The 20,146-nt window shown below is 71.9% G+C and carries 18 protein-coding genes; 10 read left to right on the forward strand and 8 right to left on the reverse strand.

Features of this window, described 5'->3' with window-relative positions; translation table 11 throughout:
* Positions 1 to 622: 622 nt before the first annotated feature.
* The gene (locus MFF64_RS20665; protein WP_238192280.1) at positions 623 to 1,783 is read right to left on the reverse strand and encodes a zinc-binding metallopeptidase family protein; all 1,161 of its coding nucleotides are present in this window, start codon (positions 1,781 to 1,783) and stop codon (positions 623 to 625) included.
* 315 nt (positions 1,784 to 2,098) lie between these two features.
* Between MFF64_RS20665 and MFF64_RS20670 the strand changes: the two genes are divergently transcribed.
* The 3 genes from MFF64_RS20670 to MFF64_RS20680 are packed head-to-tail and all read left to right on the forward strand — an operon-like array spanning position 2,099 to position 8,791.
* Positions 2,099 to 5,347 (forward strand): transglutaminase family protein, encoded by a 3,249-nt coding sequence (locus MFF64_RS20670; RefSeq protein ID WP_099904807.1) that lies wholly within the window; start codon positions 2,099 to 2,101, stop codon positions 5,345 to 5,347.
* Positions 5,348 to 5,358: 11 nt separating this feature from the next.
* Positions 5,359 to 7,884, forward strand: coding sequence for a circularly permuted type 2 ATP-grasp protein (locus tag MFF64_RS20675; RefSeq protein ID WP_238192281.1), 2,526 nt, complete (start codon positions 5,359 to 5,361; stop codon positions 7,882 to 7,884).
* 13 nt (positions 7,885 to 7,897) lie between these two features.
* On the forward strand, positions 7,898 to 8,791 hold the full coding sequence (locus MFF64_RS20680; RefSeq protein WP_238192282.1) for a transglutaminase family protein: 894 nt from the start codon (positions 7,898 to 7,900) through the stop codon (positions 8,789 to 8,791).
* Between the two features lie 330 nt (positions 8,792 to 9,121).
* Here MFF64_RS20680 and MFF64_RS20685 read toward each other — a convergent pair whose 3' ends face one another.
* Positions 9,122 to 9,436 carry a hypothetical protein gene (locus tag MFF64_RS20685; RefSeq protein ID WP_099898927.1) on the reverse strand — a complete coding sequence of 105 codons (315 nt, stop codon included), beginning with the start codon at positions 9,434 to 9,436 and terminating at the stop codon, positions 9,122 to 9,124.
* A gap of 153 nt (positions 9,437 to 9,589) precedes the next feature.
* Between MFF64_RS20685 and MFF64_RS20690 the strand changes: the two genes are divergently transcribed.
* On the forward strand, positions 9,590 to 9,853 hold the full coding sequence (locus MFF64_RS20690) for a hypothetical protein (protein WP_099898925.1): 264 nt from the start codon (positions 9,590 to 9,592) through the stop codon (positions 9,851 to 9,853).
* Here the strand turns inward: MFF64_RS20690 and MFF64_RS20695 are convergent.
* Together MFF64_RS20695 and MFF64_RS20700 are read right to left on the reverse strand one after the other, a co-directional pair.
* Complete coding sequence (locus tag MFF64_RS20695) at positions 9,831 to 10,088, reverse strand: DUF6894 family protein (protein WP_099898923.1); 258 nt, start codon at positions 10,086 to 10,088, stop codon at positions 9,831 to 9,833. The genes MFF64_RS20690 and MFF64_RS20695 overlap by 23 nt on opposite strands.
* A complete protein-coding gene (locus tag MFF64_RS20700) occupies positions 10,088 to 10,801 on the reverse strand; it encodes a Crp/Fnr family transcriptional regulator (protein ID WP_099898921.1) in 714 nt (237 codons plus the stop codon). The genes MFF64_RS20695 and MFF64_RS20700 overlap by 1 nt, the downstream gene beginning before the upstream one ends.
* A 312-nt stretch (positions 10,802 to 11,113) precedes the next feature.
* Here MFF64_RS20700 and MFF64_RS20705 point away from each other — a divergent pair, with 312 nt between their 5' ends.
* On the forward strand, positions 11,114 to 11,491 hold the full coding sequence (locus MFF64_RS20705; protein WP_133122965.1) for a response regulator: 378 nt from the start codon (positions 11,114 to 11,116) through the stop codon (positions 11,489 to 11,491).
* Complete coding sequence (locus tag MFF64_RS20710) at positions 11,488 to 12,264, forward strand: Crp/Fnr family transcriptional regulator (RefSeq protein ID WP_238192283.1); 777 nt, start codon at positions 11,488 to 11,490, stop codon at positions 12,262 to 12,264. The genes MFF64_RS20705 and MFF64_RS20710 overlap by 4 nt, the downstream gene beginning before the upstream one ends.
* Here the strand turns inward: MFF64_RS20710 and xth are convergent, their stop codons facing one another.
* Positions 12,265 to 13,056 carry an exodeoxyribonuclease III gene (gene xth / locus MFF64_RS20715; protein ID WP_099898915.1) on the reverse strand — a complete coding sequence of 264 codons (792 nt, stop codon included), beginning with the start codon at positions 13,054 to 13,056 and terminating at the stop codon, positions 12,265 to 12,267. It abuts the gene before it with no gap.
* A 107-nt stretch (positions 13,057 to 13,163) separates the two neighbouring features.
* Here xth and MFF64_RS20720 point away from each other — a divergent pair, with 107 nt between their 5' ends.
* From MFF64_RS20720 to MFF64_RS20735, 4 genes are all read left to right on the forward strand, one after another.
* Positions 13,164 to 13,829, forward strand: a complete 666-nt coding sequence (locus tag MFF64_RS20720; RefSeq protein ID WP_238192284.1) for a ceramidase — start codon at positions 13,164 to 13,166, stop codon at positions 13,827 to 13,829.
* 136 nt (positions 13,830 to 13,965) lie between these two features.
* Positions 13,966 to 15,288, forward strand: a complete 1,323-nt coding sequence (locus MFF64_RS20725) for a homoserine dehydrogenase (protein WP_099898911.1) — start codon at positions 13,966 to 13,968, stop codon at positions 15,286 to 15,288.
* A gap of 172 nt (positions 15,289 to 15,460) precedes the next feature.
* Entirely contained in the window at positions 15,461 to 16,459 is a 999-nt protein-coding gene (gene glpX, locus MFF64_RS20730) for a class II fructose-bisphosphatase (protein WP_099898909.1), read from the forward strand.
* A gap of 105 nt (positions 16,460 to 16,564) precedes the next feature.
* Positions 16,565 to 17,014, forward strand: coding sequence for a GNAT family N-acetyltransferase (locus MFF64_RS20735; protein WP_099898907.1), 450 nt, complete (start codon positions 16,565 to 16,567; stop codon positions 17,012 to 17,014).
* 282 nt (positions 17,015 to 17,296) lie between these two features.
* Here the strand turns inward: MFF64_RS20735 and MFF64_RS20740 are convergent, their stop codons facing one another.
* The 3 genes from MFF64_RS20740 to purE form a co-directional block, all read right to left on the reverse strand.
* Entirely contained in the window at positions 17,297 to 18,178 is an 882-nt protein-coding gene (locus MFF64_RS20740) for a tetratricopeptide repeat protein (RefSeq protein ID WP_099898906.1), read from the reverse strand.
* Positions 18,179 to 18,462: 284 nt separating this feature from the next.
* The gene (locus tag MFF64_RS20745) at positions 18,463 to 19,563 is read right to left on the reverse strand and encodes a 5-(carboxyamino)imidazole ribonucleotide synthase (protein ID WP_099898904.1); all 1,101 of its coding nucleotides are present in this window, start codon (positions 19,561 to 19,563) and stop codon (positions 18,463 to 18,465) included.
* The gene (purE, locus tag MFF64_RS20750; RefSeq protein ID WP_099898902.1) at positions 19,560 to 20,057 is read right to left on the reverse strand and encodes a 5-(carboxyamino)imidazole ribonucleotide mutase; all 498 of its coding nucleotides are present in this window, start codon (positions 20,055 to 20,057) and stop codon (positions 19,560 to 19,562) included. Before purE ends, MFF64_RS20745 begins: the two co-directional genes overlap by 4 nt.
* Between the last annotated feature and the right edge of the window lie 89 nt (positions 20,058 to 20,146).

Here is a 20,146-nt window from a genome sequence, read left to right on the forward strand (position 1 = left end):
TCCCGCTCCCTGCGCCGCCCTGGGACGGCTCCGCGAAACGAACCCGTTTCCGGGTCAATCCGCCAGCGCCGCCCGCGATCCCCGGGAACCCGGAAACACCGCGATAAATCACTGTGGGGACAGTCGTTTAACGTGGCCGTTGAGGTGCCGTCGGTTTATGGCGGGAACGCGGCGGAGCGGGGGGCGGTCTGGGGCAAAGCTGGGATGCTTTCGCGGTGTTGCGACCTCGCCACAGCTAAGCTTGCGGTGAAGATCTGACATGCGATGCGGTCGGTCGGCGGCATGGGCGGGAGATGCCGGCTCTTTGTGCCCGGGGTGAGGCGACGACCGTGCCGGAATGTGGCTCGTCGCGCGACTGCGTCCCCTGATCGTGCGAGGACGGGCGCGGTTTCACGTCGTTCCGGAGGGTCTATTCTGAGGAAAGAGCCCGCCGCGCAGCGTCATCCAGGGGGCGGCACGGCGGGGTCTGGGAGCCAGAACCGCCGGTCGTGCAGAACGAAGCGGAGCGCTGTCCACCCTTTCGCTGAACATCTTGCGGTTCTGGATTCCGGGCTCCGCTGCGCGGCCCCGGACTGAACCAGGGGATCTCAGGACGATGGGTCGGATGTCGATAATTCTGTTCTCATACCGAGCGCGGCGCCGCCACCCGATGGCGCAGGCCGGCGATCACCGCCCGCAGGGTGCCGGCCTCGGCCTCCGGCGCATCGGTGCGGGCGTAGATGCGGTCGTGCACGAAGGACAGCTTGCCGATCGTCGCCGGGGTCATCCGGAACGGGTACAGGTCCGGCTGGCCCATGCTGCGGTTGAGCGAGTTCATGGCAAACGTCAGCGGCAGCCAGGCCTCGATCAGTCGGCCGAAATCGGGGCTGTGATAGGGGTCGAAATCGACCTTCGCCGCGAGCGTGATCGGCGCGTGGAGCGCGGGCCCGGCCTGGAGCTTCGGTTGGACCCGCACCCCGAACTGGCTGGCCGTCTCCAGCGTGTCGACGATGTGCATGTAGTGGGCCCAGGTCTCGGCGAAGTCCTCCCACGGATGGGAGGTGGCGTAGGCCGAGACGTAGGTCTCCTGCCAGCCCTCCGCCGGGCCATGGGCATAATGGCGCTGGAGCGCCGCGCCGTAATCGGCCCGCTCGTCGCCGAACACCGTCCGGAACGCGTCGAGGCAGGGATCGGCCCGCACCAGCACGTTCCAGAAATAGTGCCCGATCTCGTGGCGGAAGTGCCCGAGAAGCGTGCGGTAATGCTCGCCGAACTGCGTGCGCCGGCGCTCGCGCTCGACGTCGTCGGCCTCGGCGATGTTGAGGGTGATGAGGCCGTTATCGTGCCCGGTCAGCACCGGCGGGCCGATCAGGTAGGATTCCGCCGGGTCGACCAGGAAGTCGAAGGCGAGGCCGGCCGGGTTCTCGCGCCGCGAGGCCAGCGGCAGGCGCAGGCGCAGCATGGCGTAGAACAGCCGACGCTTGGCCGCCTCGACCTCGCGCCAGCGGGTCCGGTTCCAGGGGATCGACAGGTCGGGCACCACCCGGTTGTGCCGGCAGGCAAGGCAGTAGGTCTCGCCCGAGCCCGTGGGGACGAGCCAGTTGCAGCCCCCCGACTCGCGGTTGGCGCAAGCGCGGTACCGGCGGCGCGGGTCGGCGAGGCCGCGCCAGCGCGAGCCGGCCCGGAGCATCGCCGTCATGTCGGCGAGGTCGGGGTCATAGCCGAGGCGGCACTCGCAGCTCTCGCAGGCATCGGCTTCGAAATGGGCCGGCTGCGCGCAGGCTTGGCACTGGAAGATCTTCATCGCGGCGTCCGGGCCCCGCGGGACATCCGGGTGTGTACCCGGCGGGGCCTGACCTCACCAAGGACTTTCCCCGCCGGAAGTTCCGTCCCTGACGGCACGGGACTTGCCTCATTTTTTCGCCCTGCCGCCCGCGACGAGGCTTCGAGATGACGCAGAGAGACGCGAGGCCCGTGCAAGGACCCCCATTCATCGAGCGATGCGGCGGCTGACGCGGGCCCGGCCAAGGTGTAGAAGCCCAAGGTTGGAATCCACGGCACGCGCACGGACAGGCCGGCGGGCTCACCCCCTCATCGAAGTAGAAGGTTCGGAGTCGTCGTGTCGATCAAGGCCGCCCTGCACCACGTCACGTCCTACACCTACGACCGGCCGATCGCCCTCGGGCCACAGGTGGTCCGCCTGCGGCCGGCGCCGCATACGCGCTCGCGGATCGAGAGCTACGCCCTCAAGGTCACGCCGGCCAACCACTTCGTGAACTGGCAGCAGGACCCCAACGGCAACTGGCTCGCCCGGCTGGTCTTTCCCGAGAAGACGACGCAGTTCCGGATCGAGGTCGATCTCGTCGCCGACATGGCGGTGATCAACCCGTTCGACTTCTTCGTCGAGGATTACGCCCAGACCCGGCCCTTCGCCTATCCGGACGAGCTGAAGGCCGAGCTCGGCCCCTACCTCGCGGTGGAGGAGGGCGGACCGGAGATCGACGCCCTGATGGCGCGGCTGCCGGCCGAGCCCAACACCGTGCAGTTCCTGGTGGCGCTGAACGCCCTGGTGCGCGACGCGGTGAACTACGTCGTGCGGATGGAGCCGGGGGTGCAGACCCCCGCCGAGACCTTGAGCAAGGGCAGCGGCTCGTGCCGCGACTCGGCCTGGCTGATGGTGCAGGTGCTGCGCCGCCTCGGCCTCGCCGCCCGCTTCGTCTCCGGCTACCTGCTCCAGCTCGTGCCCGACACCACGGCCGTCGACGGGCCGGCCGGCACCTCGACCGACTTCACCGATCTCCACGCCTGGGCCGAGGTCTACGTGCCGGGCGCCGGCTGGATCGGGCTCGACGCGACGTCGGGCCTGCTCTGCGGCGAGGGCCACATCCCGCTCGCCGCGACCCCGCATTACCGCTCGGCGGCGCCGATCGCCGGCCTCGCCGAACCGGCCGAGGTCGATTTCGACTTCGCCATGAACGTGACCCGCGTCGCCGAGGCGCCGCGGGTGACGAAGCCGTTCTCGGACGAGGCCTGGGCCGCCCTCGACGCGCTGGGCGACCGGATCGACCAGGATCTCGCCGACCAGGACGTGCGCCTGACCATGGGCGGCGAGCCGACCTTCGTGTCGGTCGACGATTTCGAAGCGCCGGAGTGGAACGCCGCCGCGGTCGGGCCGACGAAGCGCGGCCTCGCCGACCAGCTGATCCGGCGGCTTCGCGACCGCTTCGGCCCCGGCGGCTTCCTGCATTACGGCCAGGGCAAGTGGTATCCGGGCGAGAGCCTGCCGCGCTGGGCCTTCGGCCTCTACTGGCGCAAGGACGGCGAGCCGGTCTGGCGCGACCCGGGCCTCATCGCCTCCGAGACCGGGCCGCGGAACGCCGGGATCAAGGAGGCCGAGGCGCTGGTCCGGGGGCTCGCCCGCCGTCTCGGCCTCGAACCCTACATCCAGCCGCTGTTCGAGGATCCCGAGCACTGGGACCGCAAGGTGGCGGACCTGCCGATCAACGTCACGCCCCTCGACCCGAAGGTCGGGGACGAGGAATCGCAGCGGCGGATGGCTCGGGTGTTCACCCGCGGGCTCGAGAATGCGGTCGGCTACGTGCTGCCGCTCGCCAACGTGGCGGTCGGTGCCGATCGGCACTGGGTCTCGGAGCTGTGGCAGCTCAAGCGCGGCGCGATCTACCTGGTGCCGGGCGATTCGCCGGCGGGCTTCCGCCTGCCGCTCGCCTCTCTTCCTTACGTGCCGCCGGGCGCCTATCCCTACTACGTGCCGCAGGACCCGCTGGAGCAGCGCGGGCCGCTCTCCACCGTCGTCACTGCCCCGCCGCGCCCGCCGGTCCCGATCGGCGTCGCGGTGCGGACGGCGCTGGCGGTCGAGCCGCGGGACGGTGTCATCTGCGTGTTCATGCCGCCGATCGAGCGGGTGGACGAGTATCTGGGCCTTCTCTCGGTCCTGGAGGAGGCCGCCGCCGAGATCGGCCAGCCGCTCCACGTCGAGGGCTACGAGCCGCCCTACGATCCGCGCCTGTCGGTGATCAAGGTCACGCCCGATCCCGGCGTGATCGAGGTCAACGTGCAGCCGGCCAAGACCTGGCGCGAGGCGGTCGAGATCACCACCGGCCTCTATCAGGACGCCCGCCAGACCCGGCTCGGCGCCCAGAAATTCATGACCGACGGGCGCCACACCGGCACCGGCGGCGGCAACCACGTCGTGCTCGGCGGCTCGACCCCGGCCGATTCGCCGTTCCTGCGCCGGCCGGACCTGCTGAAGAGCCTGGTGCTCTACTGGCAGCGCCACCCGTCGCTGTCCTACCTGTTCTCCGGCCTCTATGTCGGCCCGACCAGCCAGGCGCCGCGCATGGACGAGGCGCGCCACGACGGGCTCTACGAGCTCGAGATCGCGCTCGCCCAGGTGCCGCCTCCGAACGGGCCGGAGGTGCCGCTCTGGCTCGTCGACCGGCTGTTCCGCAACATCCTCACCGACGTCACCGGCAACACCCACCGGGCCGAGATCTGCATCGACAAGCTCTACTCGCCCGACGGCCCGACCGGGCGCCTCGGCCTCCTGGAGTTCCGCTCCTTCGAGATGCCGCCCGAGGCGCGGATGAGCCTCGCCCAGCAGGTCCTGCTGCGCGCCCTCGTCGCCTGGCTGTGGCGCGAGCCGCAGGAGGGCGGCTTCGTGCGCTGGGGCACGGCGCTCCACGACCGCTTCATGCTGCCCCACTTCCTGTGGGAGGATTTCCAGTCGGTGCTCGGCGACCTCGACCGCGCCGGCTACGCCTTCGATCCGGCCTGGTACGAGGCACAGGCCGAGTTCCGCTTCCCGCGCTACGGCGAGGTCGAGCGCGGCGGGGTCAAGCTCGAGCTGCGGCAGGCCCTGGAACCCTGGCACGTGCTGGGCGAGGAGGGCGCCATCGGCGGCACGGTGCGCTACGTCGATTCCTCGGTCGAGCGCCTGCAGGTCAAGGTGTCGGGCTACGTGCCCAGCCGGCACGTCGTCACCTGCAACGGCCGGCGCCTGCCGATGACCGATACCGGGCGCTCCGGCGAGGCGGTGGCGGGCCTGCGCTTCAAGGCATGGCAGCCGGCCTCGGCCTTGCACCCGACCATCCCGGTCCACGCGCCGCTCACCTTCGACGTGCTCGACACCTGGAGCGGGCGGTCGCTCGGCGGCTGCGTCTACCACGTCGCCCATCCGGGCGGACGCAACTACGAGACCTTCCCGATCAACACCTATGAGGCGGAAGGCCGCCGCCTCGCCCGCTTCCAGGAGAACGGCCACACCCCGGGCCGGGTGAGCGTGCCGCCGGAGGAACCCCGGCGCGAGTTCCCCCTCACCCTCGACCTGCGCACGCCCAATCCCCGGTGAGCGAGGCCCCGATGAGCGCGGCCCTGGCGCAGGCGGACATCCCGGCGCCGGCCCCCCGTGAGGACGGGCCGGAGGAGCGGCTGGCGCGCTGGACGGCGGGCTACGCCGCCCTGCCGGGCCTGCCCGACGAGCTGCTCGCCCCGGACGGGTCCAGGCGCCCGGCCTGGGACCGATTCCTGCGCCGCCTCGCCGGGCTGCCGGACGCCGAGATCGCCGCCCGCCTCGCGGCGGCCGGGCGGCACATCCACGAGACCGGCATCGCCTACCGGGCCTATGGCGAGGCGACCGAGCGCGACTGGCCGATCGGTGCCCTGCCGCTCCTGATCGAAGGATCGGAGTGGCAGGCGATCGCCGCGGGGGTGGCGCAGCGCGCCGAATTGCTGGAGGCGGTGCTGACCGACCTCTACGGCGAGGGGGCGCTGGCCCGGGCCGGCCTGCTGCCGGCGGCGGCGGCGGCGGGCGACCCGGAATTCCTGCGTCCCCTCGTCGGCGTCTCGGCTCCGGGCGGGCGCCACATGCATTTCTACGCCGCCGATCTCGCCCGCGGGCCGGACGGTGCCTGGCGAGTGCTGGCCGATCGGACCCAGGCGCCGTCCGGCGCCGGCCACGCCCTCGAGAACCGCCTGGTCATGGCCCGGGCCCTGCCGGAGGTCTACGGGGCGCTGGACGTCGAGCGCGTCGCCTCGTTCTTCCAGGCGTTTCGCGACGGGCTCGCGGCGGCGGCGACCCGGGCCGAGCCGCGCATCGGGCTGATGACGTCGGGCCCCTACAGCGACACCTACGTCGAGCAGGCGGTGCTCGCCCGCTATCTCGGCTTCTCCCTCGTCGAGGGCGACGACCTCCTGGTGCGGGACGGGATGGTGTCGATCCGCACCGTCGCCGGCCTGAAGCGGGTCGACGTGCTGTGGCGGCGCGTCGACGGCGACTTCGTCGACCCGCTCGAGCTGAACCCCGCCTCCCGCCTCGGCGCCCCCGGGCTCGTCGAGGCCCTGCGGACCGGCGTCGTGGCGATGGGCAACATGCCGGGCACCGGCCTCGTCGAGAGCGCCTGGCTCACCGCCTCGCTGCCGGCCCTGTGCGAGCGGTTGCTCGGCGAATCCCTGCGCCTGCCCGGCCTGCCGACCTGGTGGTGCGGCGACCCCGTGCAGCGGGACGCCGTGATGGAGCGGTTCGATTTCCTCGCCTTCCGCCCGGCGGCGGCGCCGGCGCAAGGCGCCTTCACCAGCCGGGCCTTCGGCGAGGGGCGCGACGCGGCCGAGACCGCGCGCCTGCGCGCCGTCCTGCGCGACCGGCCCGGCGACCTCGTTGCCCACGAGCCGGTGCGGCTCTCCACCGCCCCGGTCTGGGACGGCACGCGGCTCGTGCCCCGGCCCTTCGTGCTCCGGGTCTTCGCCGCCGCGACCCCGGACGGCTGGCAGGTGATGCCCGGCGGCTTCTGCCGCATCTCCGAGACGCCGGACGTGCGCCCGGTGGCGATGGGGGCGGGCGTGCGCGCCGCCGACGTCTGGGTGCTGTCCGCCAGTCCCGTCGCCGCCCAGGCGAGCCTCCTGCCCCCGAGCGACCGGGTGACGGTGCGCCGGGTGCCCGGCCTGCTGCCGAGCCGGGCCGCCGACAACCTGTTCTGGCTCGGCCGCCACCTGGAGCGGGCCGAGGCGGTGATCCGCCTCACCGCCTGCTTCCTCGACGGCGCCGGCGCCGTCTCGATGGCTACGGAGGACCGCGCCACCTCGGCCCGCATCCGGGCCCTGCTGCATGCCTGGGGCGCCGTGCCCTCCGCCGAGGGGCCGGCGGCGGCGCTCGCCCACCACGCCCTCTCGGACGGGGGGCAGTGGGGCTCGGGGCTGGCCCACGCTCTCTCGGCCCGGCGCAACGCCGCATCCTTGCGCGAGCGCCTGTCGGGCGAGGCGTGGCGGGCGCTCTGGGCGCTGCGCGCCGTCCTGGAGGCGCCGGCGGAGGGCCTGGATTCGGAAGCCGCCCTCCTCGACCGGGCCGAGCGCGCGCTCTCCCTCACCGCGGCCCTCGCCGGCCTCGCCCAGGAGAACATGAACCGGGCCGGCGGCTTCGCCTTCGTCGACATGGGCCGACGCGTCGAGCGGGCGGTCAATGCCTGCCGCTTCGCCCTCGAATTCGGGGCTGCGGGGGCGAGCACCGACGATCTCGGGGTGCTGCTCGACCTCGTCGATTCCCGCATCTCCTACGGCGCGCGCTACATCCTCGGCGTCGCCCTGGCGCCGGTGCGCGACATGGTGCTGCTCGATCCCTACAATCCGCGCTCCCTCGCCTTCCAGGTCGAGCGGCTGGCCGAGCGCCTGGCCGTCCTGCCGTCCTTGCGCCAGGACGGGGTGGCGGAGCTGCCGGTGCGGCTGGTGGCCGGCCTGTCGGGCGAGATCGCCGCGGCGGAAGCCGCGACCCTGCCGCTCGGAACGGTGGCGGATTGGGAAATGCGGCTGTGGGAGATCGCCGAGGCGATCGGCGCCCGCTACTTCCCGGGCGGGTCGGATGCCGCCCGGCCCGAGAACCTCACCACCCTGGCGTGATCTCACCGCACCGATGCTGTACCGCCTGCGTCACCTGACGGCCTACGCCTACCGCAACCCGGTCGGCTTCGCCCGCTGCACCTTACGCCTCGCGCCGGCGGCGGGGGAGGGGCAGGCGCTCCTCTCGCACGAGATGGTGGTCGAGCCCGCGCCGCCGACGGCGACCGAGCGCGCCGACTTCTTCGGCAACCGCGCGGTGTCACTCACCGTCGACACGCCGCACCGGGAATTCCGCATCGACGCGCGCTCCCGCGTCCGAGTCGAGCGGCCACCGCTGCCCGACCCCGGGACCGGTCCGGCCTGGGAAGAGGTGCGGGCGCAGGTGCTGACCTGGCCCGGCCTCGGCCCCGACGCGCCCCTGCACTTCGCGGCGCCGAGCCGGCGGGTGCCGCTCCTGCCCGAGATCACCGACTACGCCCGGGCGAGCTTTCCCGCCGGCGGCGGCGCCTATGCGGGCGCCTTCGACCTGATGCGCCGCATCCGGGCCGATTTCGCTTTCGATTCCGAGGCGACCGAGGTCGGCACGCCGCTCGCCGAGTCCTTCGCCGGACGCCGCGGCGTGTGCCAGGACTTCTCGCACATCATGATCGCCGCCCTGCGGGGCCTCGGCCTGCCGGCGGCCTATGTCAGCGGCTATCTGCGCACCCTGCCGCCCCCGGGCCAGCCCCGGCTCGAGGGGGCGGATGCCAGCCATGCCTGGGTCTCAGTCTGGTGCGGGGAGGGCTGGATCGGCCTCGATCCCACCAACGGCATCGGCGTGCAGGACGACCACATCGTCGTCGCCCGCGGCCGCGACTACGCCGACGTCGCCCCGGTCGCCGGCATCATCGCCGGATCGGGCGCGCAGAGCCTGCGGGTCGCGGTGGATGTGGTGCCGGAGGACGAGAAGGCGGGCGGGCCGGGCTGATGCGCTGAACTCGGGGAGACGAGGTCCCGGCCCGCGGATGCGACACCAGCCGAGTGCCGTCGTTCGGACGGGACAGGGCCGGCGTGGCGAAGGGGACACTGGGCCGGTTCTGGGCCCCCGTCCTCAACCTGAATCAATCTTCGGCGATTTCGGGATGGCTGGGCGGCAATCCCAGCGTCATCATCCTCGGAATGCGATGGGTGTCGATCGTGCGACGCCACAGGCTCTGTTTTCACAAGGTCAAGCGCGTTTCCCTCTCCCAGACGGGAGAGGGAAACGCGCGACTTTGCCCGATGAGGTCCTTGCTGAAGACGAGGGCGCGGAGTCAGGCTACCGCGGCGCCCCCCGCCCCGGCTCGCCCGCTCCCGTCGCGCTGCCGCCGGCACGCTCGCCAGGCGGCACCGCCGCCGCGCCGGTGGTGCCGGTGCTGAGGCTGCTGTGACCGGCGCCCTTGCCGCTGTCCTGGCTGATGCCTGGTTGCCCGGCGGCGCCGGTGCTGTTCGGGCTGCCGGAGCCCGCGCCCAGCGTGCCACCGCCGACGCCGCCCCCGCCGGATCCGCCCGCCCCCTGTGCCGCGGCGAGTCCGGTGCTGCCGACGACGAGTGCGACGGCAATCGTCATGACATCGGTGATCCTGGCCTTCATGTCCGGCTCCTTCGTGAAGCGCCCCGCTCCGAGGCGGGCATCACGGGCAATCGGCGCCGGCTACCCCCGTTCCGGGAGGCGGCCATTCCCGCCGGGAGGCAGCCATGCCCGGAACGCACCAGAACCAAGCAAGCCGCGCCTCGTTGCCCCGCTATGGAACTCACGCTCCAGCCGGTGCGCGTCAGGACTGGAAGCGAGGCCGAGCAGGGATTGCTCGTCTTCGTCGACGGTACCCTCGCGGCGGTACTGGTCTGCCTCTCCGACGAGTATGGTGACGAGGCGGGCCTGTGGTTCCTCGAAGCGGGCTTCGGCAGCCTGGCCTCGCCGCAGGCGGAGACCTTCGTGGATCTCGATGCGGCGGAGGCCTGGATCGCGCGGCGCCTCGCCGCCGGGCTTAATCCTCGTCCTCCTCCGTGACGGTGTCGGAGAACGGCACGGTCATCACCAGGTGGCCGCCCTCGTCCGTCACCTCGAAGGTGCAGGAGAACCAGTCCCGCACCGCGTGCAGCCGCACCCGGGCGATCAGGTCGCGGGCGACCGCGAGGGCATGGTCGCGCGCCGCCTCCGGGCCGGCCAGCTCGTCCCCCTCCAGGTCCTGCGCCAGGCCGTTCGGGTCGGGGCCGTGCCGGAGATGGAAGAAGTAGAGCGGCATCAGGCGCCCTCGATCAGCCGGGCATATTCGGCTTCCGGCGTGCCGTAGCTGCCGTTCGTCAGCGCCAGGAGCTTGCCGCGGTCGAGCACCTCGATCCGGCGTCGCTTGGCCCGGATGCGGCCGGCGCCCTCCAGGTTCTGGATCGCCAGGGTCACCCCCGCCCGCTGCACCCCCAGCATCATCGACAGGAACTCGTGCGTGAGGACCAGCTCGTCGCTGTCCGACCGGTCGTGGCACATCAGCAGCCAGCGCGCGAGGCGCCCCTCGAGGCTCAAGGAGGCGTGGGCGTAGGCGGTCTGGGTGATCTGGACGATCAGGGTGTGGACGTAGCGCAGCAGCAGCCGGCGCAGGGCCGGGCTCTCGGCGATGGCGGCGCAGAACGCGTCCCGGCCGATGCTCAACCCCTCGCCCGAGAGCTGGACGAAGAAGACATGCGGCGTGGTGGTGCAATCGAGCGCGACCGGCACCGCGCCGACCAGCCCCTCGCGGCCGATCAGGCCGACCTCGATCCGGCGCTCGTCATGGGCGGTCGAGATCGAGACCATGCCGGTCTCAAGGAAGAACAGCTCGTCCACCGGCGCGTCCGGGGCGATCACCACCTCGCGCAGCTGCAGCGCGATGGGATCGAGATGCGGCTGAAGCCGCTCGAAATCGTCGGGCGCCATGGCCCGCAGGAGGCGGTTGCGTAGGATTGATTGCCGGGTCTGCGGCACGGATCCCTCCTCGCCGGTCGACAGCCGAGGCGTGCTGTCCCAACAGGAATCCTCGTCGCCGATTAGCAGGAAGTTTCTAATAACCCAAACCGATAGCATCAAACAACAAATGATCATAACAAATGATATATAGAATGTCATTTGACAACCGAAAATAATATATTCGATATCCTGCGCTAATTTGGGAACCGCCATCGTGTGCTGCAATTGTACGATACAACACCGAACTGCGCGATCTCTTACGTGTGCGGTATCGTGCGCCTATAACTCTTGGCAACGGCGCGCATCCGCGGGTCGAGACCGGGGGCGAGCGTGCGACAGGACGACCACCATCCGATGGTGCTGCTGATCGAGGAGGATCCGCTGGTCGGCCTCGCGGTCGGCGACACGCTCGCGGAGGCCGGCTACCGGGTCGCCGGGCCGCTGACGAGTCAGGCCGAGGCCCTGGCCTGGATGGCCCGGAGCGCGCCCGACCTCGCCGTCCTCGATCTTCCGCTCCGGGACGGCGACGGCAGCCGCCTCGCCCGGGCGCTGCGGAGGAGGGGCGTGCCGTTCCTGGTTCACGCCGACGATGCGTGCGACGCTGCCGCCTGCGCCGAGCTGCGCGCCGCGCCCCGATTGACCAAGCCGGCCTGGCACCGGGACCTCGTCCTGGTGCTCGGTCAGCTCGCCCGCGAGGCGCGACCATGACTGCGACGTCCACGACACTGACGATGCACCATCCCGCCGCACCATCCCCGGGCGGGCACCTGCTCCACCCGATCGTGCGCAAGCTCTCCGCCTACGGCCCCCTCGACCCGGAGGAGCACGCGGCGCTCACGGGTCTCGGTGCCGGAGCGCAGCGGGTCGAGGGGCGCCTCGACCTCCTGGTCGAGGGCAGCGCCCCCGACAGCGCCGTCCTGGTCCTGGAGGGGGTGGTCTGCCGCTACCGCCACCGCCCGAGCGGAACCCGCCAGATCACCGCCTACCTGGTGCCCGGGGACCTCTGCGACCCCGACTTCGTGCATCTGAGCCGGTTGAACCACAGCGTCGGCACCCTCGGGCCCTGCCGGGTGGCGCGGGTCCCGCGGGAGGTGCTGGCGGGCTTCACCGAACGGCATCCCGGCATCGCCCGGGCCTTACGTTACGCCAAGCTCGCCGAGGAGGAGACGACCCGCGAGTGGGTGATGAATCTCGGCTGCCGCTCGGCGATCGAGCGGGTGTCGCATCTCCTGTGCGAGCTGCACGAGCGGCTGCGCGCCGTCGGCTGGGCAACGAGGGCCGGCTACGACCTCGCCCTGACGCAGCAGGACCTCGCCGACACGACCGGCCTGTCGAACGTGCACGTCAACCGGGTGCTGCGGCAGCTGCGCCTGATGCGGCTGGTCGAGGTCGGCGGCAAGCGGGTCGAGATCCTCGACCTCGCCGGCCTGCAGGCCATCGCCGAGTTCCAGGCCGATTACCTCCGGCCCGCCGCCGGTTGATCAGCCGAGATCGAGTTCCACCGTCACCGGCACGTGGTCGGAGGGCTTGTCGAGCCCGCGCAGGTGCTTCTGCACCGAGGCCGAGACCAGGCGGTCGAGGGCTTGCGGCGACAGCAGCAGGTGGTCGATCCGGATGCCCTGGTTGCGCGGCCAGCAGCCGGCCTGGTAGTCCCAGAAGCTGTAGACGCCCGGCCGCCCGTCGCAGGCGCGCAAGGCATCGGTGAAGCCCTCGTTGAGGAGGGCGCGGAACGCCGCCCGGGTCTGGAGCAGGAACAGCGCGTCGCTCGTCCACGCCGCCGGATCGGCCACGTCCTCGGGCTCGGGGATCACGTTGTAGTCGCCGGCGAGCACCAGCACCTCCTCGCGCGTCCGCAAGGCCACGGCATGGGCCTGGAGCCGGCGCATGAAGGCGAGCTTGTAATCGTATTTCGGGGTGGCGACGGGGTTGCCGTTCGGCAGGTAGATCGAGGCGACCCGCACCGGCACGGTCGCGGTCGGGATCACCGCCTCGATGTAGCGCGCCTGCTCGTCGCTCGCGTCGCCCGGCAGGCCGCGGCGGATCTCCTGCAACGGCAGCGGCCGGCGGGCGAGCAGCGCGACGCCGTTGAACGCCTTCTGGCCGTGGGTCGCCACGACGTAGCCGGCTTCCTCGATCTCGGTGCGCGGAAACGCGTCGTCGACGCATTTCAGCTCCTGGAGGCAGACCACGTCGGGCTGCGCCTCGGCCAGGAAGGCCAGGAGATGGGCTAAGCGCTGCTTGACCGAATTGACGTTCCAGGTGGTGATCCGCATCGCGTCTCGCGCCGCTCGCAACCGCACTCGTGTGTGAGGCGCCCGTCATCGGGGTTTCGCGCAGCGCTGGCAAGCCGCGGGGGGCGGCGAGGTGGGGACCGGGCAGCATGGCGTCGGAATGGTGGGAGCCGTTGCGCGACTACTGCGAGCGCTCCGGGCCGGGGCTCCTCGCCGAGCCGTCGAACGCGGTCTCGAACGCCGCCTTCGTGATCGCGGCGATCCTGCTCCTGCGGCGCGGCCGGGCGCCGGACCCGGTCGCCGACGGCTTCGCCTGGCTGATCGGGGTGATCGGCCTCGGCAGCGCGGTCTTCCACACGCTTGCCGTGCAATGGGCGATGCTCGCCGACGTGATTCCGATCACGCTGTTCATCCACGCCTATTTCTTCCTCGCCCTGCGGCGCTTCCTCGGATTTTCCGCCCTGGCGGCGCTCGCCGGCACCCTCGCCTTCGCGGCGGCCGCGGCCTTCTTCGAACCTGCCCTGTCGCGCCTCGCCGGGCAGCCGTTCGGGGCCCTCAGCAACGGCTCGGTCGCCTACGCGCCCGCCGCGCTGGCCCTGTTCGGCGTCGGCGCGGCATCGTGGCGGTTCGGCAAACGGGATGGCGCCGCGCTGATCGGGATCGGGGCGCTGTTCCTGGTCTCGCTGACGGCGCGCACCCTCGACGCCGCCCTCTGCCCAATCCTGCCGCTCGGCACTCACTGGCTCTGGCACCTGCTGAACGCCTGCGTGCTCTACGGCCTGGTGCGGGCGGCCCGCCGCGCGGGACCTGCCTGACCGAGGCCTGCCTGACCCGAGGCCTGCCTGACCTAGGTGTCCGCTTCCTTGCACGGGTCCGGAAACCGTTGCAGAAGGACCCGGCTGCGGGGCCGCGACATTCGGGCCCGGCGCCTGACTGCCCGGATTGTTCGCCATGACTCAAGCCCTCCGCCTCGGCATCGCCGGTCTCGGCACCGTCGGAGCCTCCGTCGTCCGTATGGTCGCGCGCCGCGCCGAGGCGATCGGCGCCACCGCCGGGCGGCCGGTCCGGGTCACCGCCGTCGCGGCCCGCGACCGCGGGCGCGACCGCGGCCTTGACCTCCAGGGCGTGACCTGGTTCGACGATCCCGTCGCGCTCGCCCGCTCGGGCGAGGTCGATTGCGTGGTCGAGCTGATCGGCGGCGCGGAAGGCAAGGCGCGGGAGACCGTCGAGGCGGCGCTCGCGGCCGGCAAGCATGTGGTCACCGCCAACAAGGCGCTCCTCGCCCGGCACGGCCCGGCCCTCGCCCGCGCGGCGGAAGCGGCCGGCGTGGCGCTGGCCTTCGAGGCCTCGGCGGCGGGCGGCATCCCGGTGGTCAAGGCCCTGCGCGAGGCGCTCGCCGGCAACCGGATCTCCCGCGTCTACGGAATCCTCAACGGCACCTGCAACTACATCCTGAGCCGGATGGAGCTGGAGGGCCTGACCTTCGAGGCCTGCCTGAAGGACGCGCAGGCTTTGGGCTACGCCGAGGCCGACCCGACCTTCGACGTCGAGGGCTTCGACACCGCCCACAAGCTCGCGATCCTGACGAGCCTCGCCTTCGGCACCGAGCTCGACGCCGAGGGCGTCTCGGTCGAGGGCATCTCGGCGATCACCCCCCTCGACCTGCGCATGGCCGACGAGCTCGGCTACCGGATCAAGCTGCTCGGCGTCGCCGAGGCGACGGCGGCCGGCATCGAGCAGCGGGTCCACCCGACCATGGTGCCGAAATCCTCGGCCATCGCCCAGGTGATGGGCGTGACGAACGCCGTCACCATCGACACCGATGCCCTGCGCGAGCTGACCCTGATCGGCCCCGGCGCCGGCGGCGAGGCCACCGCCTCGGCGGTGGTCGCCGACATCGCCGACGTGGCCGCGGGCCGCACGCCCCCGACCTTCGGCCGCCCCGTGGCGAGCCTCACGGCCCCAGCGCGGGCGGAGATGCAGCGCCACGAGGGCGGCTACTACATCCGGCTGACCGTGCACGACCGCCCCGGCGTCGCCGCCGGCGTCGCGACGAAGATGGCGGAGCGCGAGATCTCGCTCGAGAGCATCCTGCAACACCGCTCCGAGAGCGCGGCGGCCCGCGACCGCCACGGCCGCTCGGGCTTGCCGGTGCCGCTGGTGCTGATCACCTACGCGGCGACCGAGGCGGCGATCCGCGCCAGCCTCGACGCGATGGCGGCGGACGGCCTCCTCTCCGAGCCGCCCCAGCTCATCCGCATCGAGCGCGAGTGAGTCCGGCGGGTGGTCCCAGCAAGTCGCCATCCATCGTGGCGACGGATTGACCGGACAACCATCCCGCGCAATCCACCGCTAACCGACCCGGTCATTGACAAAATTCAGTTCAGCGGCGCCGGTTTCTCCTCTAAGACCCGGGCCTAAGGACGAGCACGAGGATCACGAACGCATGTCGGACGCCAAGAAGCCGGGACCGAGCCAGGTCATCGAGCGCATCCTGACTCTCGAACTGGTGCGCGTCACCGAGCGGGCCGCCGTGGCGGCGGCGCGCCTGCGCGGCCAGGGCAACGAGAAGGCCGCCGACCAGGCCGCCGTCGACGCAATGCGCCGCGAGCTGAACCGCCTGCCGATCGACGGCACGGTCGTGATCGGCGAGGGCGAGCGCGACGAGGCCCCGATGCTGTTCATCGGCGAGACCCTCGGCAACGGCTCCGGCCCGAAGGTCGACATCGCGGTCGATCCGCTGGAGGGCACCACCCTCTGCGCCAAGGACATGCCGGGCTCCGTCGCCGTGATGGCGATGGCCGAGGGCGGCACCCTGCTCGCCGCGCCCGACGTCTACATGCACAAGATCGCCATCGGCCCGGGCTACCCGGCCGGCACGGTGCATCTCGACGCGTCTCCTGAGGAGAACATCCACGCGCTCGCCAAGGCCAAGGGCGTGCCGCCGGCCGAGATCACCGCCCTCGTCCTCGACCGGCCGCGCCACACCGACCTGATCGCGGCGATCCGCCGGACGGGCGCGGGCGTGCGCCTGATCTCGGACGGCGACGTGGCCGGGGTGATCTTCACCACCATGCCGGAGGAGACCGGCATCGACATCTATCTCGGCATCGGCGCCGCACCCGAGGGCGTGCTGGCGGCGGGCGCGCTGCGCTGCATCGGCGGCCAGATGCAGGGCCGCCTGATCCTCGACACCGAGGAGAAGCGCGACCGCGCCGCCAAGATGGGCGTCTCCGATCCGAACCGCCTCTACGCCCTCGACGACCTCGCCCGCGGCGACGTGGTGGTGGCGCTCACCGGCGTGACCGACGGGGCGCTGGTCAAGGGCGTGAAGTTCGGGCGCAGCACGATCCGCACCGAGACGGTGGTCTACCGCTCGCATACCGGCACCGTGCGCCGGATCGAGGCCGAGCACCGCGACTTCGACAAGTTCCACCTGAAGTAGGACCTTTCGGATCAAGGGCCGCGCCGTGGTCACGGCGCGGCCCTTGATCCGGGGGCCTTTCCCCGCGACCCTGACGGCGATTCCCCACGACAGGACCGCCGCCGGATGCCCACCCTCACCATTCGCCCGCTGCGCCCCGACGAGCGCGCCGCCTGGGAGCCGCTCTGGCAGGGCTACCTCGCCTTCTACGGCGCCACGGTCTCCCCCGAGGTCAGCGATCTCACCTGGGCCCACCTGCACGATCCCGCCGAGCCGATGCATGCCCTCGTGGCCGAGCAGGAGGACGGCAGCGTGATCGGCCTCGTCCACTACATCTTCCACCGCTCGACCTGGACCGCCGGGCCGTATTGCTACCTGCAGGACCTGTTCACCGCGAAAGAGGCCCGCGGGAAGGGGGCGGGGCGGGCGCTGATCGAGGCGGTCTACGCGGCGGCACGGGAGGCGGGGGCGAGCCGGGTGTACTGGCTGACCCAGGAGGCCAACGTCACGGCGCGGGCGTTGTACGACACGCTGGCGGACCGGCCCGGATTCATCCAGTACCGGAAGATCTTGTAAGTTCCGGCCGAGCGGCGCGCCGCGAAAAACCCTTCCGCCTCTGCGGGGGAGGGTGCCCTGCGGATGCGGGGCGGGAGAGTGGCAGCGCGACGCCGATCCAGGGAGCGCTCGTCACCACGGTCACGATCTCTCCGGAAGCGGCGTCCCCTCTCCCGGCCCCTGCTGACGCAGGGGCCACCCTTCCCCGCGGAGGGGGAGGGTTTTTCGCGGCGTCCGTGCAGACGAGAAAGGCTCCCGACGCGTCGCCGGAAGCCTCGTTCATCCGCGAAATCCGCGCTGCTTCTACCGGAACAAAGACGCCATCCCGCCCTGCATCCGCCCCAAGCCCTGCTTGGCGATCGCGTTGCCCTGGTCGATGGCGATGGCGCGCTGGTAGCTCTCCGTCGCCTCCTGGCGGCGGTTGGACTTCTCGTAGGCGAGACCCCGGTAGGCCCAGGAATCCGCGTCCTTGTTGTTGACGTTGAGGGCGGCGTTGTAGTCCTCTATCGCCTTGTCGTACTGGTTCGTGGCGATCAGGCTCTGCCCGCGGGCGGCGTAGGGCGCGCTCACGAAGGGATTGCGGTCGATGGCGGCATCGAAGTCGCCGATCGCGGCGCGATGCTGGCCCTGTGCCTGCCGCACCAGGCCGCGGGCGTGATAGGCTTCCGCCGATTCCGGCGTCAGGCGGATCGCCTGGCTCAGGTCGCTGTAGGCGGCCTCGAAGTTCCCTTGCGCCCGCTGCAGGTTGGCCCGGCCGATATAGGCGGCGGTGTAGTTCGGATCGGCGGTGATCGCCTTGGTGAAGTCCTGCAACGCCGCATCGTTGCGGCCCGACTGGCGGTAGGCCAGGGCCCGGTTGCCGTAGGCCGAGGCCGAGTTCGGGTCGAGCTGGATCGCCTTGGTGAAGTCGGCTATCGCCGAGTCGAAGTTGCCCGCCCGGGCATAGGCCGCGCCGCGGGTGTTGTAGGCCGCCGCGTCGCTCGGATTGCGCTGGATCACGTCCGACAGCGAGGCGATGTTGACCTCGGTCGCCCCGGACTTGTCGGCCTCGACCACGGCGAATTGCCGCGTCGCGGTGGCACGGCTGACGGTGTCGCAGCCGGCGAGCGCCAGCGCGGTCAGCACGGTCGCCCCCAGCACCCGGGCCGCCGGTGTCACGCGGCTCAAGCCGATCACGTTGTTCATCGCCCGCTCCCCCGGGGCGGCGCATCCTCGTCGCGCCGCGCACCTTCGCCATTCGCACGCACGCCCCGCCTGAGCCGCGGTCCCGGTGCCGGAGAACCATTCCGGATCGGGGTGAACGCCGGCTTAAAGCGATGCGTCCTCGACGCTTGTGCGGGACGATGTGGCGAAGGTGTGGCCTCGCGCCGCCGCTGGGGCAGGGGAGGGCGCCGCGCCGGCAGGGTGTGGCCGCAAGGCCGCACCGCGGGGGGTGATCGGGGATCCGAACGATCGGATTCCGGCTTCGCTCAAGCCCCGGTCGTGACCCGGGTGACGTGGCCCATCTTGCGGCCGGGGCGAGCCTCGCCCTTGCCGTAGAGGTGGAGGTGGCGGCCCGGCTCGGCGAGGATCCGGGTCCAGTCCCCGGCCTGGTCGCCGATCAGGTTCAGCATCTCGACCGATCGGCCGGTGAGGGCCGGGCTGCCGAGAGGCCAGCCGCAGATCGCCCGGACGTGCTGGGCGAATTGCGAGGTCTCGGCCCCCTCGATGGTCCAGTGGCCGGAATTGTGCACCCGCGGGGCGATCTCGTTGACCACCACGCTCGCGCGGCCGTCCGGTCCGCGCACCAGGAACATCTCGACGGCCAGCACGCCGACATAGTCGAGCGCATCCGCGATGGTGCGGGCGATCGCCATCGCTTCGGCGGCCGTCTCCGGCGTCATGCCGGGGGCCGGCACGATGGTGCGGGCGAGGATGTGGTGGCGGTGCTCGTTGGCGCACGGATCGTAGGCCGAGAAGCCGCCCTCCGCGTTGCGGGCGGCCACCACCGACACCTCGGCCTCGAAGGCGACGAAGCCCTCGAGGATGCAGGGCTGGTCGCGCAGCGAGGCCATCACGGCGGCGGGGTCCGGGACCGCGTCGCGCAGCATCACCTGCCCCTTGCCGTCATAGCCGAAGCGCCGGGTCTTCAGCACCGCCGGCAGGCCGATCTCCTCGACGGCATCCTTCAGGCCCGCGGCATCGTCCACCGCCCGGAACGGCGCCACCGGGATGCCGAGGCCGGCGACGAAGCTCTTCTCCGTCAGCCGGTCCTGCGTCGTCGCCAGCGCCGAGGCGCTCGGATGCAGCGGCCGGCGGGCGGCCAGGATCTCGGCGGCGGCGCGGGGGATGTTCTCGAACTCGTACGTCACCACGTCGACGGAATCGGCGAAGGCCTGGAGCGCCGCCGCGTCGTCGTAAGCCGCGACCGTGCGCCGTCCCGCCACCTCGAAGGCCGGGCTGTCGGGATCGGGGCAGTAGATATGGGCCTTGAGACCGTACTGCGCCGCCGCGACCGCGATCATGCGGCCGAGCTGGCCGCCGCCGATGATGCCGATGGTCGCGCCGGGGGCGATAGGGGGCGTGCTCACGGGGCGCTCGTATCCGGGTGCTCGGCCACCGCCGCGCTCTGGTGGGCGCGCCAGGCGTCGAGCCGCTCGGCCAGGGCCTCGTCGGTCAGGGCCAGCACGGCGGCGGCGAGGAGCGCCGCGTTGACGGCGCCGGCCCGGCCGATCGCGAGCGTGCCGACCGGGATGCCGGCCGGCATCTGCACGATCGACAGCAGGCTGTCCTGGCCCGACAGCGCCTTCGACTCGACCGGCACGCCGAAGACCGGCAGCGGCGTCATCGCGGCCGCCATGCCGGGCAGGTGGGCCGCACCTCCGGCGCCGGCGATCACCACCCGGAAGCCGGCGGCCTTCGCACCCTTGGCGAAGGCGACCAGGCGGTCCGGGGTCCGGTGGGCCGAGACGATGCGGGCCTCGTACGGAACGCCGAGCGCGTCGAGGGTCTCGGCCGCGTGGCGCATCGTGGCCCAGTCCGACTGGCTGCCCATGATCACCGCGACGGGGGGCGCTGCCGCCATCGTCAAGCGCATCCTCTAGAAAGCGCTGCTAAGCCGCGAGCGGGCCGCAGCCGATGGTTCCCGCAGTAGCGACGCGTTTGCATTCGTGC

Origin of the sequence: Methylobacterium frigidaeris, from assembly GCF_022179185.1 — a bacterium.
In the GTDB taxonomy this organism is placed as follows: Bacteria; Pseudomonadota; Alphaproteobacteria; order Rhizobiales; family Beijerinckiaceae; genus Methylobacterium; species Methylobacterium frigidaeris.